The organism is Flavobacterium chungangense LMG 26729, from assembly GCF_000735715.2.
In the GTDB taxonomy this organism is placed as follows: Bacteria; Bacteroidota; Bacteroidia; order Flavobacteriales; family Flavobacteriaceae; genus Flavobacterium; species Flavobacterium chungangense.
Genome location: NZ_JASY01000004.1, coordinates 275,280 through 290,502 on the forward strand (window position 1 = coordinate 275,280; position 15,223 = coordinate 290,502).

Consider the following 15,223-nt stretch of genomic DNA (forward strand, 5'->3'; position numbering starts at 1 on the left):
GATTTCTGAAGGTTAAAGTATATAATTATACAGATCCCAATAGTTCGAAAGAGTTATTGGGATTTTTAATTTTACTTTAATATCAAATGATATTTTTAGTATGTTTATCACTTAAAAATAAACTTATGATAGGAATTGTATTTATTTATTGGATTTGGAAATCGTTTAGCGACTTAGCTAATGAATATAATAAGAACAAATGGACTTATGCTCTTATTGGATTAGCATCTTATTACGGAACCACTCTTGTTGCTGGCGTTATATATGGAGCTTGTGTTGTTTTTATTAATGGTGTGGATGGGGTAAATGACGAAAATTATAATAGTATTGGATGGAATTTGCTTTTCGTTCTTTTGGGAGGGCTAGTATGCTATGGAGTTTACAGTTTATTGAAAACTAAAGGCGAAAAAGAAAGAGAATTATCTAGAAAAGAAGGAATAGATAGTATTGGCGTAACGGAAGAAAATTAGATTTTTTGTTTAACTGTTTAATGGAGTTTAAGCCGATTAACCGATTTCAACAAATAAACGATTAAACATTAAAGAACCATTAAGTTACAACCACGAATATCAGAATTATCAAAACGTCCCAATACCTCGAAAGAGTTGTTGGGATTTTTTTTGCCTAAATCCTGTGTAGCGATAAACGAACACGAATTGATATTGGCCAGATCAATAACGTTGATTCCGCCTGTTTTTCCGTCTTTCACGTATGTTAGAGCATCTTCCGGATCACGCATTAGAACATGCATCCACGAAGGGCATTCAAAAACGCCTTCGCCTAAAGAATAAGCCTGAGCTAAAAGTTCGGTCATGCCGTATTCTGAATGAATAGAAGAAACACCAAAACCTTTACAAAGCTGTTCATGGAGTTCTTCCCGAATCATTTCTTTTCGTTTGCCTTTCATTCCGCCGGTTTCCATAATAATGGTATTTTGAAGGCTGAACTGGTGTTTTTCAATCAAATCTAATAAAGCATATGTGACGCCAATTAAAATCACGTTCTGACCGGATTCATCTAAAGTAGTCAGCTTTTTGATTAAATCATCGTGATTGTGTAAATAAAACCCGCTTTCAGGCTGATTGGATAGTTTTATTAAGTCTTCAATCATATAGATTAGCGAAGATCCATCGCGTTCAAGATAGGACGGCAAAAGTGCTAAAACAACATAATCTTCGATATTGCCGTAAAACTGAGAAAACCCTTTGCGGTAACTTTCCTCATAGAGAGAAACATCTGTTACAAAATGTCTACTGGTTACCATTCCGGTAGTACCGCTGCTGGTAAAAGTTACTTCGGCAAAATCTGAATTTGACACAACTTCATGGCTTTTGAAAAACTGAATGGGTAAAAAAGGAATTTGTTCCAATGATTTTACCTGTTGCGGATTTACATTTAAAAAATCACAGAACTCACGATATACCTTATTTTTCTCATACTGAAAACGAAACACCTTAAGTGCTATTTTTTCAAATTGTTTCTGACTCGAAATGGTAAATATATCGTGGGCTGTAATCAAAACTTTTTTTTTGCAAAGGTATAAATTATTGTAGGTGCAGGGGTAATAAAAAAGCTCCAAATTATGGAGCTTGAGTATCTGTTTTTATGGTTTTTTATCGAACAATCAATTTTCGTGTTGCCGAACTGCCTTGTTCACTTATTTTTATGATGTAAACTCCTGGGGTTAAATCAGGAATGCTTAGTTCTTTTGTGGTTAAATGTGCCTGAAGAACCTTTTTACCTAAAACATCAAATATAATAATTTCTTTTTCTAAATCGTTTTTAGATGAAATATAAACCTTTCCATTTACCACAGGGTTAGGGTACAAGCTTAAACCCTCTATAGGAGTTCCCTGAGTTTTTGGCGTTGATTTACTGTCTTGTGCTGAGGCACTTAAAGTAAAGAAAAAAGCCAGTAAGAAAGTAATATAAAAGTAATTTTTTGCCATCGCATTATTTTAGATATGTAAATATACGAAAAAAAGTTTTCAAATATTACGCCAAAAAAAAACATCCTAAATATTTAGGATGTTTTTAACAATTTATAATTGAGTCTTACAGCTTCTCTAATAAGTTTACACCATCAACAATTGCCCAAGCTCCTGGAGTTAAAGCAGCTCCTGTTGCTGTTGTACTTGTTGTAAAGTTTGCTGTTGGAAAAGCAATTGTAAAACCTGCAGCTCCAGTTCCTGTTAGAGGAGTAGCAGCATCATCAACTTTTAAATTTAAAATTTTAATTTTCCCACCAGTAACCTGGTTAGTGTTTGTAGCAGCTTCCTGAATTCTAACAGCAACAGCTCCTGTTGTAGTAAATCCTGATATTACAATATTAGAATATTCACCGTTTCCTTCTTTTTTGAATTGGATTGCATCATATTCTACAGAACCTGCAGCTTCAGTTGCTGTTCCGGCAGCTCTTCTTAAAGTAATGTTAGAAACTTTAGGGAAGAAAGCATTGTTTACACTTTTTGATTCAATTTCCATTCCGAAATTTCCAGCACCAGTTTGGTAAGCATACCAGTTAGTGTTTGCCTGACCTTGCCATCCATCTTGCCAGTCAAAAGAATCATCTGTATTTCCGTAAGAAATTAAATTTTTAGCACTTACAGTTCCACCATAAAATTCGAAACCATCATCAGCTCCTTTGTAAGCTACTAAGTTTTCCAAAACTGTTCCTGAACCTACAGCGTAGAAAGAGAAACCGTTCATTTCTGAGTTTCCGTCAAGGATTTTCTTTCCGGCATATTCTACACGAACATATTTTAATGAACCACTGCTGTGAGTAGCATTTGAACCACCATAAACAATATTTGTTCCGTCTTCTGAAGTTGCTGTAGTAATTGGAGCGCCTTCTGCTGTTTTACCAGAAACAATTGGTGCATCACCAAAAATGATAATTCCACCCCAAGATCCAGCAGTTTTAGATTTTTCTGTAAAAACTACCGGTTCTGCAGCAGTACCTGCCACAACTAATTTTCCATCTTTTTCTACTAACAAAGCATCTGCTCCATTTGTTACATCTGCTGTAATAACAGATCCGGCTTCAAATGTTAGAGTTACATCTTTCTTTACTCTTACAGTTCCGCTTAGAGTGTAAGTACCTTTAATATATGTTTTAGAAACAGTAATGTCTCCTGTAATTTCACCAGTACCTGTTGTTGGAGGAGTTACAACATCATCATCGCTAGAAGAACAACTTGCGAAAATTAAACTTAAAAAAGTAAGACTGATTGCTAATTTTTTCATTTTTTTAATGATTTTAAATTATAGTTTTTTTGTGTTATTATTTATTTCAAAAGTACTGTCGTGATTCCTGAATTCGGTTAGGTAATTGTTACTAAAGTATTATATAACAATCAAATTGATGTAAATTTTATGTTACTTAAACAAAAAAAGAGCCGTAAAGCTCTTTTTTGTAGATTAGAATGTGTACCCGATATTTACTGAGAAACCAACTCCTTTTTTGTAATCACGAAGAACTAATGAATCTTCCGTAATGTCAATAGTGCTGTTTTTTCCTAATTCTTTTCTATAATATGGATTAAGTAAATTTTCTGCGGCAAATTTCAATTCGATGTTTTTAGAAAGTGTACTTGACCATACAAAATCTAATTTACTAAATGATTTTTCATATATATGGTCAATTCCAGATGAACCTACTGCAAAAATTCTGTCTCCGTAAACATTGTAAACCAATGTCATGGTGTTTTTCCATTCGTTATTTAAAGTGAAATCATATTTCAAGTCAGTGTTAATCATCCAGTTTGAAGCTCCCTGAAGTTTACGACTTGTGCTGTTTTCTAATTCGTTCCCTTGTTTGTTCAAATCGATTTTTACATCGGTATTCATTAATGAAGTATTAAAACCAAATGTAAAATTGGATAATGATTCGCTAATTCTGTTTAATGTTAAAATCATTTCGATTTCAGCACCATAAAGAACAGCTTGTTCAGAGTTTTTGAAAGTTGTGATTTGTCCACCACTATTTGCTGTTGGCTTGAAAACTCTTTCAATTGGATTTTCAATTAATTTTCCGAAAGCTCCAATAGCAAATAACTCTTTGTTATTTGGGAACAATTCATATTTAAAATCTGCATTGTAATTATCGCTGTTCAATAAGTTTGGATTACCACTTTCTGAGGTTGCATCAGCATTGATGTAGTTAATTGGTAGCAATTCCATTGCAACAGGTCTTGTAATTGTTTTACTTAAAGAACCACGAAGATTACTTTTTTCATTTAAGGCATATTTTGTATTTAACGATGGAAGTATATCTAAGCTTTCATCAGTTTTCTTGCGATAAGCACTTCCAAATGGATCACCCTGATTTCTATATTTAATTTCACGAGTTGAGTTTTCGGCTCTAAGACCTGCATTCAAATCCCATTTTTCGCCAAAAGTCCAAAACAGGTTAAAGTATCCTGCATTTACAAACTGATTTAGTTTTACTTTGTAATCGCCGTTAGATTCTTCCTGAACATATAGGATTCCGTTATCGATATCATCATTGATTTCAGAGCTGATTGTATTCAGATTAGCAGTATAGTTTTTTTCAATATTTCTTCTCCCGGAAAAGAAACGGTAGCTGGACTGCATATCGTTTAGATAGTTATTGTATCCAATAGATAAGTTATTTTGTTTTTCTTTGTTTCCAAATTTCAAATTATATTCTGCTAATGCTGAAAAGTAAAAATTTCCTTTTACATCAAGATATTGACGGTTCAGGTTGTTACCTCCATAAGACATATTGATGTCTGTATCACTTACTTTTTGACCTGTAATGAATTTTCTGTCAGGTTGTTGAAAACCAGTTTTTACATAAGAACCTCCAGCTTTTATGGTTTGTTTTCCATCTTCTGTCAATTTGTAATCTCCAAATAATTGTGTGTTCCAGTATCTTGATTCCTCAAATTGATTTAATCTGATAAGATTGTTGGTTACATTTGCTAAACTATTAGTGTATCCTATTTGATCCTGAATTTTACTTTCCGTAGCCTGAATAAACAAACTTGTAAAATTTAAGTTTAATCTGTTGGTTTTGTATTTTAAACCTGCTAAACCAGAAAAAGTAGTTTGATAAGCATATTGTGTGTTATACAAATTATTATCATAATTACCCTGACCTAAGTTAAAAGTCCTGTCAACTCCTTCTCTGAAAACATATTTATTATCAAAGTTAAAAGACATGATGTAACTGATGTTTCTTTCTTTTTCAAGATCAAATTTTTGTGAATGTAAAAAACCAATACTTGAATTTAAAGGACTTGCAGTTTCGTTAACATCCCAGTTTTTATTATCATAAGCATTGTGATATTCATCAGGAGATAATTTCTTCCCGCTAGGAACAGAACCGAAAACTCCAGGTAGCTCTCTGTCTTTTCCAATTAATCCGAAAGTACCTTCTGTACTGTCTGCATCATTAGAAAGCAAGAAATTTTTAAGATTGTTGTTTGTGGTATATCCAAAACCTACATTAAGTTTAGTAATGTTTTTAGGCTGAGTTGTTTCTATATTTACTGTTCCTCCTGCAAAATCGCCTGAAATATTTGGATTGAATGTTTTGTAAATATTTAAAACACCAACAATATCAGTTGGAAATAAATCTAGTGGGATGATTTTTTTGAAAGGACTATTTGAGGGAGTTTGTAAATCATTAACCAATAAATTGTTGTAACGATCCTCAAGCCCTCTAATGAATAAACCTCTTCCGTCAACTTTTGTAATTCCGGTAACTTTTGTCAAACCATCTTCAACATCGCTAACGCCTTTTCTTGACATTTCCTGTGCACCGATACTTTGTTTAATAACGACAGCATTTTTTTGTTCCAAAAGTAAAGCAGATTCTTTTTCTCTGTTTCCTCCTGTTGATTTTACAACAACATCCTTAAGAGTGTATCCTCCGGCGGATAATACCTGATTAACAATGATGGTTTCATTTGCTTTAACAGTAACTGGTTTTTCTACAGATTCATATCCAATAAAACTAAAGATAAGAGTATAGTTTCCCGGATTTACAGATAAGGAATATTTTCCTTCAATGTCAGTGTTGGTACTAATGTTTGTTCCTTTAATTAAAATATTCGCAAAAGGAAGTGCTTCATTATTAGTTTCTTTGTCGGTTAATACTCCAGAAATTGTACCTTTGTTTTGTGCGACCGAAATGGCACAGATAAATAATGCAATTAATAGAAATTTTAAATTGAATTTCATTTCAGTGTTGTGTTTGATTTATTTTTGTGCAAAGAAATACACGCACTGTAAAGTTCATGTTAGGCACTTGTTATGTTTTTGTGTCTTGTAGATTATCAAATTGTTACCAGATTAAATTACCGTTAACACGACTTTTTAACCGTTGTTTTTATATTATATTTACCATCGCAATTCAAAAACATCAAATATATAATACAGGAAATTTGATGTAAAAATTTCAACTTTTGCTATTTATGAAAAAAACACAAACCAAGATTTTACTAGTCGACGATGAACCGGATATCCTTGAAATTGTAGGCTATAACCTTGCTCAGGAAGGCTACCAGATTGTAACGGCTTCGAATGGAAGAGAAGCAATCACAAAAGCTCAAAAAGAATTGCCGGATCTTATTATAATGGATGTCATGATGGCAGAAATGGATGGTATGGAAGCGTGTGAGCATATTAGAAAAATCCCGGAATTAAATAACGTTATCATAACATTTTTAACAGCCAGAAGCGAAGACTATTCGCAGGTAGCTGGTTTTGATGCCGGTGCCGATGACTATATTACAAAACCAATTAAGCCAAAAGTACTGGTTAGTAAAGTAAAGGCTTTATTAAGAAGGCTGAAAGAACAGGAAGTTGTTACGGATACCTTAAACGTAGGCGGAATAGAGATTAATCGTGAAGAATACAAAATCATCAAAGATAATATTGAAATTTCCCTTCCAAGAAAAGAATTCGAATTGTTTTATTTGTTAGCTTCAAAACCAGGGAAAGTATTTAAAAGAGACGAAATCCTGGATAAGGTTTGGGGAAATGAAGTAGTAGTTGGCGGAAGAACAATTGATGTACACATTAGAAAATTGCGTGAAAAAATTGGCGAAGACCTTTTTAAAACTATAAAAGGGGTTGGTTATAAATTTGAAGCGTAAAATTCTTAACTCTTTATAAAAGAATAAAATTTAAAAACCATTTAGAAATTTGTTTCATTAAGTCAAAAAAAACTTGATGGGATTAATTTCTTAAATGGTTTATTGTTTAAAAAAAATATCGCTGTTTCAATGAAAATTAATTTCAAAAAAACCTACAAATTCGCTATCAAATCAGCATTGTATATAAGTCTTTTCACAACTGGCTTTGTGTTGCTGCTGCTGAATATATTTTATAAAAATCAATTAAAATATCAGGTTGGGTTTGGAATAATTTTTATAATTTCTGTATATATCTTTTCTTTTTTAGTACTGCAATATCGTGTAGAACGATTTATTTACAGAAGAGTAAAAAAAATCTATGATGAGGTTTCGCTGCTCGAGTCGACTACACTTATCAATCAGCCGATAACTACCGATATGGAAACACTTTCACGAGAAGTGAAAAAGTTTGCCACAGATAAAAAACTCGAAATCGAAATGCTCGAAATTAGGGAGCAATACCGAAGAGAATTTCTAGGAAACGTTTCGCACGAACTTAAAACACCTTTGTTTACGGTTCAGGGTTACGTTTCAACTCTATTGGATGGAGCAATGGATGATAAGACAATCCGGAAAAAATATCTAAAACGTGCTGAAAAAGGAGTAGAAAGATTGATATACATAGTTGAAGATCTTGATATGATTACCAAACTGGAGTCTGGAGATCTGGATTTAAATATTACCGAATTCAATATTGTCGAATTGCTTCAGAATGTTTTTGATTTGTTGGAAATGAAAGCCGATAAAAAGAAAATCAAACTGGCTTTCGAAAGTAAGAATCTGCAATCCTTATTAGTAAAGGGAGATAAAGACAGAATTCAGCAGGTCTTAGAGAATTTAATTGTCAATTCTATTAAATATGGGAGAGAAGGTGGCTTGACTGAAGTTGGAGTCGTTAATCTGACCAAGAAAAAGGTGCTAATCCGTATTAGTGATAATGGAGAAGGGGTTGAAAAACAAAACATTCCACGTCTCTTTGAACGTTTTTACAGAGTTGACAAAAGCGGTACACGATCTGAAGGAGGTTCCGGTTTAGGATTGGCTATTGTAAAACATATTATTGAAGCACATAAGGAAAAAGTTTATGTAGAAAGTGAGTTCGGAATAGGATCTGAATTCTCTTTTACCCTCGAAAAAGCACAAAAACCTCAAAAACCTGAAGTTAAGTAATTGTAAGTATCTATTGTGTTAAACATCGTACAATAAGGGCGTTAACAATAAATAAACTTTCCGGGTTTGTTCGTAACATTAAATTTTTATTATAATAACATCTGGTTAATGATTTCTTAACATAGGTGGTTACATCTTTGCATCCTGAAATTAAGGGCATTAGAAAAAATGATAAAAAGAGCAATAATTGCAGTTTTAGTACTGCTTACATGTGGTACAAAAGCACAGGAACTGAACAAGCAGGATGTGAAAAACGAGGTAATGCGTATTTTAGATTCGATAAATAAGGCAAAACTTCCTGACACTAAATCTGGAGGGGGCATCGAAGAACATTGGTATGACAGAATCTCGTTAAGAGGTTATGCACAAATACGATATAATGGTTTGTTTTCTACAAATGACAAAGTTTCCTGCGACCAATGTGATAAATCCTGGGGAACAACATCTACAGCTCCGGATGCAAAAGCAAACAACGGACTTTTTATTCGCCGTGCGCGTTTAGTGTTTTCAGGTCAGGTGCATCCAAATGTTTTTTTTTATTTTCAACCGGATTTTGCGAGTTCACCAAGTAGCGGAATTCAAAATTTTGTTCAGATTAGAGATTTATATTTTGATCTCTCTTTTGATAAAAAAAGAGAATACCGTCTTCGCGTAGGGCAGAGCAAAATTCCGTATGGGTTTGAGAACATGCAGTCCAGTTCACAGCGTCTGACTTTAGACCGTGCCGATGGGATAAACAGTTCAATTGCAAATGAGCGTGATTTAGGGATGTTCTTTTACTGGGCACCTGCAGAAATCAGAGAACGTTTTGCAATGCTCGTAAAAGATGGTTACAAAGGCTCGGGCGATTTTGGAGTTTTTGCCTTTGGAGTTTATAACGGCCAGATAGCAAATAAAATAGACGGAAACAGAGATTTGAATGTTGTAGCAAGGGTGACTTACCCGTTTGTTATTGGAAACCAGATTATCGAACCAGGAATTCAGGCGTATACAGGAAAATGGGCCTTTACAGGAGAAATTTCTTCAGGAGTTACAGTTAATGATCCACAATATATAAAGGACCAGAGAATAGGAGCGACTTTTGTTTTGTATCCAAAACCCTTCGGAATCCAAACGGAGTATAACTTTGGTACAGGACCACGATATAATACAGTAACCAAAAATGTTGACGTTACAGATTTGAACGGAGGTTATGTTTTATTAAATTATAAATGGGACATTAAAAAACAGCATATTTATCCTTTTGCCAAATTTCAATATTATGACGGAGGTAAAAAATATGAAAAAGATGCAAGAAGCTACTTAGTAAGAGACTACCAAATTGGAGTGGAATGGCAGCCAATTAAAGCATTTGAGTTAGTAGCAGAATATGTAATTGCCGACAGAACTTTTGAAGACAGCGCCCTGCCTGTTAACAGACAACAAGGAAATTTATTGAGACTTCAGGCACAGTTCAATTTTTAATCTTACTTCTCAAAAACAGTAAATAACGAATCCCAGTCGATATTAGTTTTAAATTGGGACAAACCTTTAAACGATTTTACTTTTGAAAGATCTTCAATGGTAAAGTCGTTTTGCGTTGCATAGGGTACTAAGTTTTCATCCTGAAGTTTTACGGCCAGATACTCCTGCTCATATTGTCCTGGAGTTGGGATAAAAAAAGCTTTTTTTTCCAGCTTTGCCAAATCCATAACTGTAGTATAACCTGAGCGGCATAAAACCAAATCACTTTCGTTAAAAGTTTGTTCCAGCTGTTTGGTATTCATGAAATTGTAATAGGTAACGTTTTTAAATTGTTGCTTGGTTTGCGTTTTTTCGACAACTCCTTTTACAAAAACGACCTCTCCTGTGTATCTTGCAATTTCTGCATGTAATTTTTCTTCCAGCATGGTACGCTGTGGTTCCGGGCCGGATAATATAATCATCAAATCATATTGTTTTGGCGTTTCTTTTTTGCGCATTCTGCTCAATGGGCCAATGTATTTCAGGGGTAAATTGTTGTCTTTCAGATGTCCAAGGTCTCCTGTTAAGTTAGGGGTTTCGTTAGTATCGGGAATCCAGCACTGATTGTATTTTTTGATAAAGTACTGATGGCATTTGCTGGTAAACTTTGTGGTATTTCCTGTCATCACATTCAATTGATGCGTGATAAAGACAGAAGGGACTTTTTTACTGAAAACGCCTAATCTATTATCCGAAATGATACCGTCGATATCATATTTTCTGATCCAGGAATTCACTATTTTCTTTTCATCTAAAATAGCTGTAATCATTTTAGGCAAACTTTTAATCAGCTTCCATTTAAAGTTTTTGCCGTTTTTGGCATATTCAATATGGTAAGAAGGCAATTCTAAGGTTTGAATGTATGGAAACTCTTTTTGCAATAATGCCAAGGCAATACCATCAGATGCAATTATGGGGATATAATTGTTTTCCTGTAATGCCTTAATTATCGGAATGCATCGGGTTGCATGACCTAATCCCCAGTTCAAAGGAGTTATTAAAATAGTTTTATTGGCAGTATATTCGATGCTCATATATGGCGATTTTTCAAACGAAGATACAGAAATACTCTTTTTTTGTTATTTCGGATACATTACTAAATTATTAACTCTGAAATTCAAGTTTCAACGAAAACTAATATTCAACAATGATTGAAACTAAAAAAGTGTCAGGTTGAGCAGAATCATAGCCATTTACAGTTAAAGCCTTTGATTCCATTCGGGACTATTTCCTTATAATAAATAAACTAAAAAAGCCCAGACTTCTCATCGAAATCTGGACTTCTTTGGTCAGATAGAAAGGTTTTTAATCCTGAATATACGTTTTGTTTCCGTTTTTATTGATGTAGTATCTTCCGCCTTTTGGGCCGGTATAGACTTTTTTGCCGTTATACTCGCCTGTAACCTTATCCGCTACTTTTGGTGCTTTTTCGTTTGTTTCTTTTATAGTCTTAGTACCTTTAGCAGAAACAGTTTTTTTAGCTTTTACCGCTTCGTCCTTAGCTTTTGTAGCATCACTCTTTGCGCTGTTGGCTTCTTTTTTTGCTTTTTCGGCTTTTTTATCTGCTGCAGTTTTAGTATTGGCAGTTTCTTTTTTTGCCTCTTTTTTTGCATTAGCGGATTCCTTTTTTGCTTTTTCGGATGCCTCTGTTGCTTTATCAGAAGCTACTTTAGCTTTCTTAGCTTCTTTTTTGGCATCTGCTTTAGCTTTATCTGCGGCTTTTTTCTTTTGAGCTGCCGTTTCGGTTTTGGCTTTCGTAGTTTTTGTTGTTTCCTGTGCGTAAAAATGACCAGATAAAACAATCATTAAACAAAGCAATACTAATTTTTTCATAGTTTCAAAGGTTAAAATTTCAATTTAAAATTAATCAATTTATCATTACAATTTTATAATCTGTTAAAAATAAGCTCTTAACTGAATATTTCCTGTGTGCACAGTTGCACCCGTTTCACTTTGACGGCCCTGATAATTTAAATTTACATCTAAAAATTGGGTTATATTTTTCTGTAAAAGTAATTTCCAGACTAAATTTTGTCCTGCCTGAAGACCTTCCAGCATTTGAAATCCTACAGATGAAAATTCATCTCCTGTAAATTTGTTTTTATAAAAAGAGAACTCTCCGTTTACGGTCACTTTTTTATCTCCGGAATACGAAAATGAAGTTCCCAAACGGTTTTGATTTAAAGTTTCAAAGTTTCCAATGAGGTTTTCTTTTCTCTGTAATTCATAAAAGAAATCTAAACTGGTGTTTTTAGAAAATAAATAACTGATTTTAGGAGCAACCTGATAGCCGGTTAAATCATAATTTTTAGCAGTAAAATCTTTTGAAGTTAATGAGGTCTGAATTGTTTTGGTAAATAAGTTCAACAGCCAGCTTTTTTGATATAAATGTGTGTATTGCAATTGATGCGAATGGGTTTTTACAGATTGCGAACCAATCGAAAGCAGGTTTTTTCCATTATTAATCAGATAAGAATAAGTTACAGAATGCTTTTGTTTGCCCCGGTTATAAAACAAACTGTTTCTAAAACTCGAATTTAACCCTAACATATTTTCATCAGAATCCTTAAACGGATTTATTTCAAAATTATCGCCATTACTTTTTACTTTCCGATCTTTTATAAAGGAGGTTTGATTATAAAAATAAGAAGCTATTTTTTTGAAACCTTTTTCGTTTTGCCACTGTAGCGGATTTAACGTAAGCGATAACGAAAATTTATTCTGATTGGTTTTGATGTAAACCTGATTAGGTAAAAAAATCCGAATGAATTTTGCCTGATCTGGAAAAGAGGCTGTTTCAAATTCATCTAATTCCTTAATACCATTGTTGTTATAATCATTCCATGCATACACACCCTGACCTGCCGGGACTTCAATATAATTGTATTCCTGTTGTGCAATGGTTCCTGAACTGGTTTCGTAAGCAGTTCCTGTTTGAACAAACTGATTAAAGAAACGATCATTATACAAAACTCTTGAGTTCAGTGAAGGTTCACTTTTTCGATTGGCAGCTGTAAAATCAAGGTTTCTATAACTGGCATAAACAGCAAGGTCTGTTTTTTTGTTCTGAATCAGTTTAGATTTCAAAAAATAGGTTTGTGAATTGCTTACATGCTCCAATAATCCGTTTTGTAAACTATCGTTTTTTCGTCTTAAATAGCCTAGTTCTACAAAAACTTTCGTGCTGTCTCCACGCCCCATAAAAACACCATATTCTGAAAAGCGCTGACTAATCGCCGAAAATTGATTGGTAACTTTGTCTTTTTCCTGATTGTCTTCGATCTGAATATTGCCGCCAACCCAGTTTTTTCCAAAATGATATTTGGTTTTGGTCAGGTTTCTAATAAATTTTGAAGTTGAAATTGTGGCATCACTCTTCAAAAAGCTCCCCTGATTATCGATAGTCCAGTTTTTTAATTTAAAAAATGCTGTTGCTGTATGTCTGGTTCCTGAATAATTTTCTTTAAAGTCTAATTTTTCAAACTGATAGTTGAATAAACCAATGCTGGAAGTTTTTTTCTTTGAAAATAAATCAAAATTCAGACCAGTTACCAAAAGACTCTGATTTCCTAAAAAAGGAGTACTTAAATTCCAATCCCTGTTAAATTCAATATTGTATAAACGTTCAACTGATTTAAAATTTTCTTCTACAAACTGATAATTGGCATACCCATCCAATGTCCAGTTTTTAGAAAAAAGTCGTTTTTTTGTATTCAATTTCAAAGCAACTCCGTTATTATCGTTATCATCATTATCCGAAAATAAATTTTTGTCGTTATTACTTATTGCAATTTCAAAATCAACCAGCGTTTTTTCATTAGGATTGTATTTTCCTAAAAAAGTGGCTGCCTGAAGTTTCATGGGTGCCACTAATTGTATAATAGGTTCGTAATTTCCCTGAAGAATTCCGTTTACAGGAGCAATATATTCATAAATCCGCTCAACTGAATTTGTGTTCTGAATTACATAATTTCCGGAATTAACTCCAACTAGGCTAAATTTTACATTGTACAAAACATCAGCTGAGTTGTTTGAATATTCATAAATTTCGACTGAATTTTGAATTGTTTTTTTGTATAAAATTTTAGTGTTGGAATAAGTGTCTTCATAGGCAGATGGTGCTGTCATTAAAGCTGTGTCATCTCCTGCCTGACTTAAAACTTCAACTTGTTCCGAAGAAAGATTTTGCTGTAAAGGCTGATTTTTTAAATCATTTTCCGAATATAAATACCCTGCAAAACTCCAGCTTTTGTTTTCATGAGAAGCGCCGGCATAGGTTACCATTCGGTTATAATTTCTATCCGAATATTGATATTCAATATTGATTCGCATTTCGGAAGTAATCGTGAAAAGTGATGTAAAAACAATTTCTCCGGCATTGTAATCAATCACATAATCATTATTTTCGCCTCTTTTAAGCAAAATACCATTCACATAAACACGTTCAGATCCCGAAATAACCAAAACATACAATTCTCCATTTTGTCCTTTTAGTTTATATGGCCCCTGATTGCCTTCCTGACCTGTAAAGGTACTTTTGGCATATTGTCCTTTTGCAAAAGCTACTGATGCAAATACATTGGTTTTATTATCCTCTTCTCCAAAATCAAAACTGGTCGAAAGTCCCTGCACTTTTTTGTTGAAACTCAAAAATTGTGTTTTTCTGTTTTCTAAAAAGACATCACCTGCCCGAATGTTCCAGTCGTCACTGAATAATTCCATAAAGATATTATCGAACTGATCCAGTTTTTGCGAATAACCGCCGTCCTGCAATGGTATGTTACTGTCCTGAAGCGAAGCCCGCAGACTTATTTTATCTGAAATTTTTCCTGTAATCTGAAGATCTAAATTAGAGTTTAAAACCGTATTTTGGTTGTTTCCAATTGTAACACCACGAGTGATGCTCCCGGAGGTATTCAGTCCGTCAAACGGAGTTGCTTTTTTAGCATTGGGATTTTCTATTTTATATAATTTTTCAGAACCAATATCATTACTCACTACCTGACTCGATTTGTAAAGACTGTATTCTTTGGTTAGAAATTCAGGATATTTTAAATAATTAACAATAAGCGTATCGGAATCTGAAGTGAATTTTTCATTTAAAAGAAGTTTTCCTTTTTGAAAATCAATTTTATAAAATGTCGAATCTACAGGTTCATTTTTAGAATTTAAAAGCTGAAAAAAACCGGAATTGATACTCACATTTTCCAGATGAATAGTATCTCGTGTAACAATTACTTTTTTGGTTTTATAGAGTAAATTTGTTTCCTGAGCCTGAAGCCCGGAAAACCAGATGAAAAGCATTAAAAACAGTAATTTTTTCAACATAAATACTTTAACTCTAAAAAGTCAAAAGTAGTATTTATAATTGGGAAATGTTGTGG

General features: G+C 33.5%; 11 protein-coding genes. 4 read left to right on the plus strand and 7 right to left on the minus strand.

Annotated features, from left to right (window positions below; all coding sequences use genetic code 11):
• The first annotated feature begins 125 nt into the window (after window positions 1–125).
• Window positions 126–470, plus strand: a complete 345-nt coding sequence (locus tag JE46_RS10500; protein WP_031455235.1) for a hypothetical protein — start codon at window positions 126–128, stop codon at window positions 468–470.
• 68 nt (window positions 471–538) lie between these two features.
• Here JE46_RS10500 and JE46_RS10505 read toward each other — a convergent pair whose 3' ends face one another.
• From JE46_RS10505 to JE46_RS10520, 4 genes are all read right to left on the minus strand, one after another.
• Complete coding sequence (locus tag JE46_RS10505; protein ID WP_031455236.1) at window positions 539–1,519, minus strand: LuxE/PaaK family acyltransferase; 981 nt, start codon at window positions 1,517–1,519, stop codon at window positions 539–541.
• A 94-nt stretch (window positions 1,520–1,613) separates the two neighbouring features.
• On the minus strand, window positions 1,614–1,949 hold the full coding sequence (locus JE46_RS10510) for a T9SS type A sorting domain-containing protein (protein WP_031455237.1): 336 nt from the start codon (window positions 1,947–1,949) through the stop codon (window positions 1,614–1,616).
• A 106-nt stretch (window positions 1,950–2,055) separates the two neighbouring features.
• Window positions 2,056–3,246, minus strand: coding sequence for a hypothetical protein (locus JE46_RS10515; protein ID WP_031455238.1), 1,191 nt, complete (start codon window positions 3,244–3,246; stop codon window positions 2,056–2,058).
• A 174-nt stretch (window positions 3,247–3,420) separates the two neighbouring features.
• Entirely contained in the window at window positions 3,421–6,210 is a 2,790-nt protein-coding gene (locus JE46_RS10520; RefSeq protein WP_031455239.1) for a TonB-dependent receptor, read from the minus strand.
• A 233-nt stretch (window positions 6,211–6,443) separates the two neighbouring features.
• Here JE46_RS10520 and JE46_RS10525 point away from each other — a divergent pair, with 233 nt between their 5' ends.
• The 3 genes from JE46_RS10525 to JE46_RS10535 all read left to right on the plus strand — a co-directional run bounded on the left by JE46_RS10525 (window position 6,444) and on the right by JE46_RS10535 (window position 9,800).
• Window positions 6,444–7,127, plus strand: coding sequence for a response regulator transcription factor (locus JE46_RS10525; RefSeq protein ID WP_031455240.1), 684 nt, complete (start codon window positions 6,444–6,446; stop codon window positions 7,125–7,127).
• A gap of 129 nt (window positions 7,128–7,256) precedes the next feature.
• On the plus strand, window positions 7,257–8,336 hold the full coding sequence (locus JE46_RS10530; protein ID WP_031455241.1) for a sensor histidine kinase: 1,080 nt from the start codon (window positions 7,257–7,259) through the stop codon (window positions 8,334–8,336).
• 168 nt (window positions 8,337–8,504) lie between these two features.
• Entirely contained in the window at window positions 8,505–9,800 is a 1,296-nt protein-coding gene (locus JE46_RS10535; protein ID WP_031455242.1) for a porin, read from the plus strand.
• A gap of 2 nt (window positions 9,801–9,802) precedes the next feature.
• On the opposite strand, the gene JE46_RS10540 is transcribed toward JE46_RS10535, so the two are convergent.
• The 3 genes from JE46_RS10540 to JE46_RS10550 all read right to left on the minus strand — a co-directional run bounded on the left by JE46_RS10540 (window position 9,803) and on the right by JE46_RS10550 (window position 15,167).
• Entirely contained in the window at window positions 9,803–10,873 is a 1,071-nt protein-coding gene (locus tag JE46_RS10540; protein ID WP_031455243.1) for a glycosyltransferase, read from the minus strand.
• 271 nt (window positions 10,874–11,144) lie between these two features.
• Entirely contained in the window at window positions 11,145–11,672 is a 528-nt protein-coding gene (locus JE46_RS10545) for a hypothetical protein (RefSeq protein ID WP_031455244.1), read from the minus strand.
• 63 nt (window positions 11,673–11,735) lie between these two features.
• Entirely contained in the window at window positions 11,736–15,167 is a 3,432-nt protein-coding gene (locus JE46_RS10550) for a hypothetical protein (RefSeq protein ID WP_031455245.1), read from the minus strand.
• Between the last annotated feature and the right edge of the window lie 56 nt (window positions 15,168–15,223).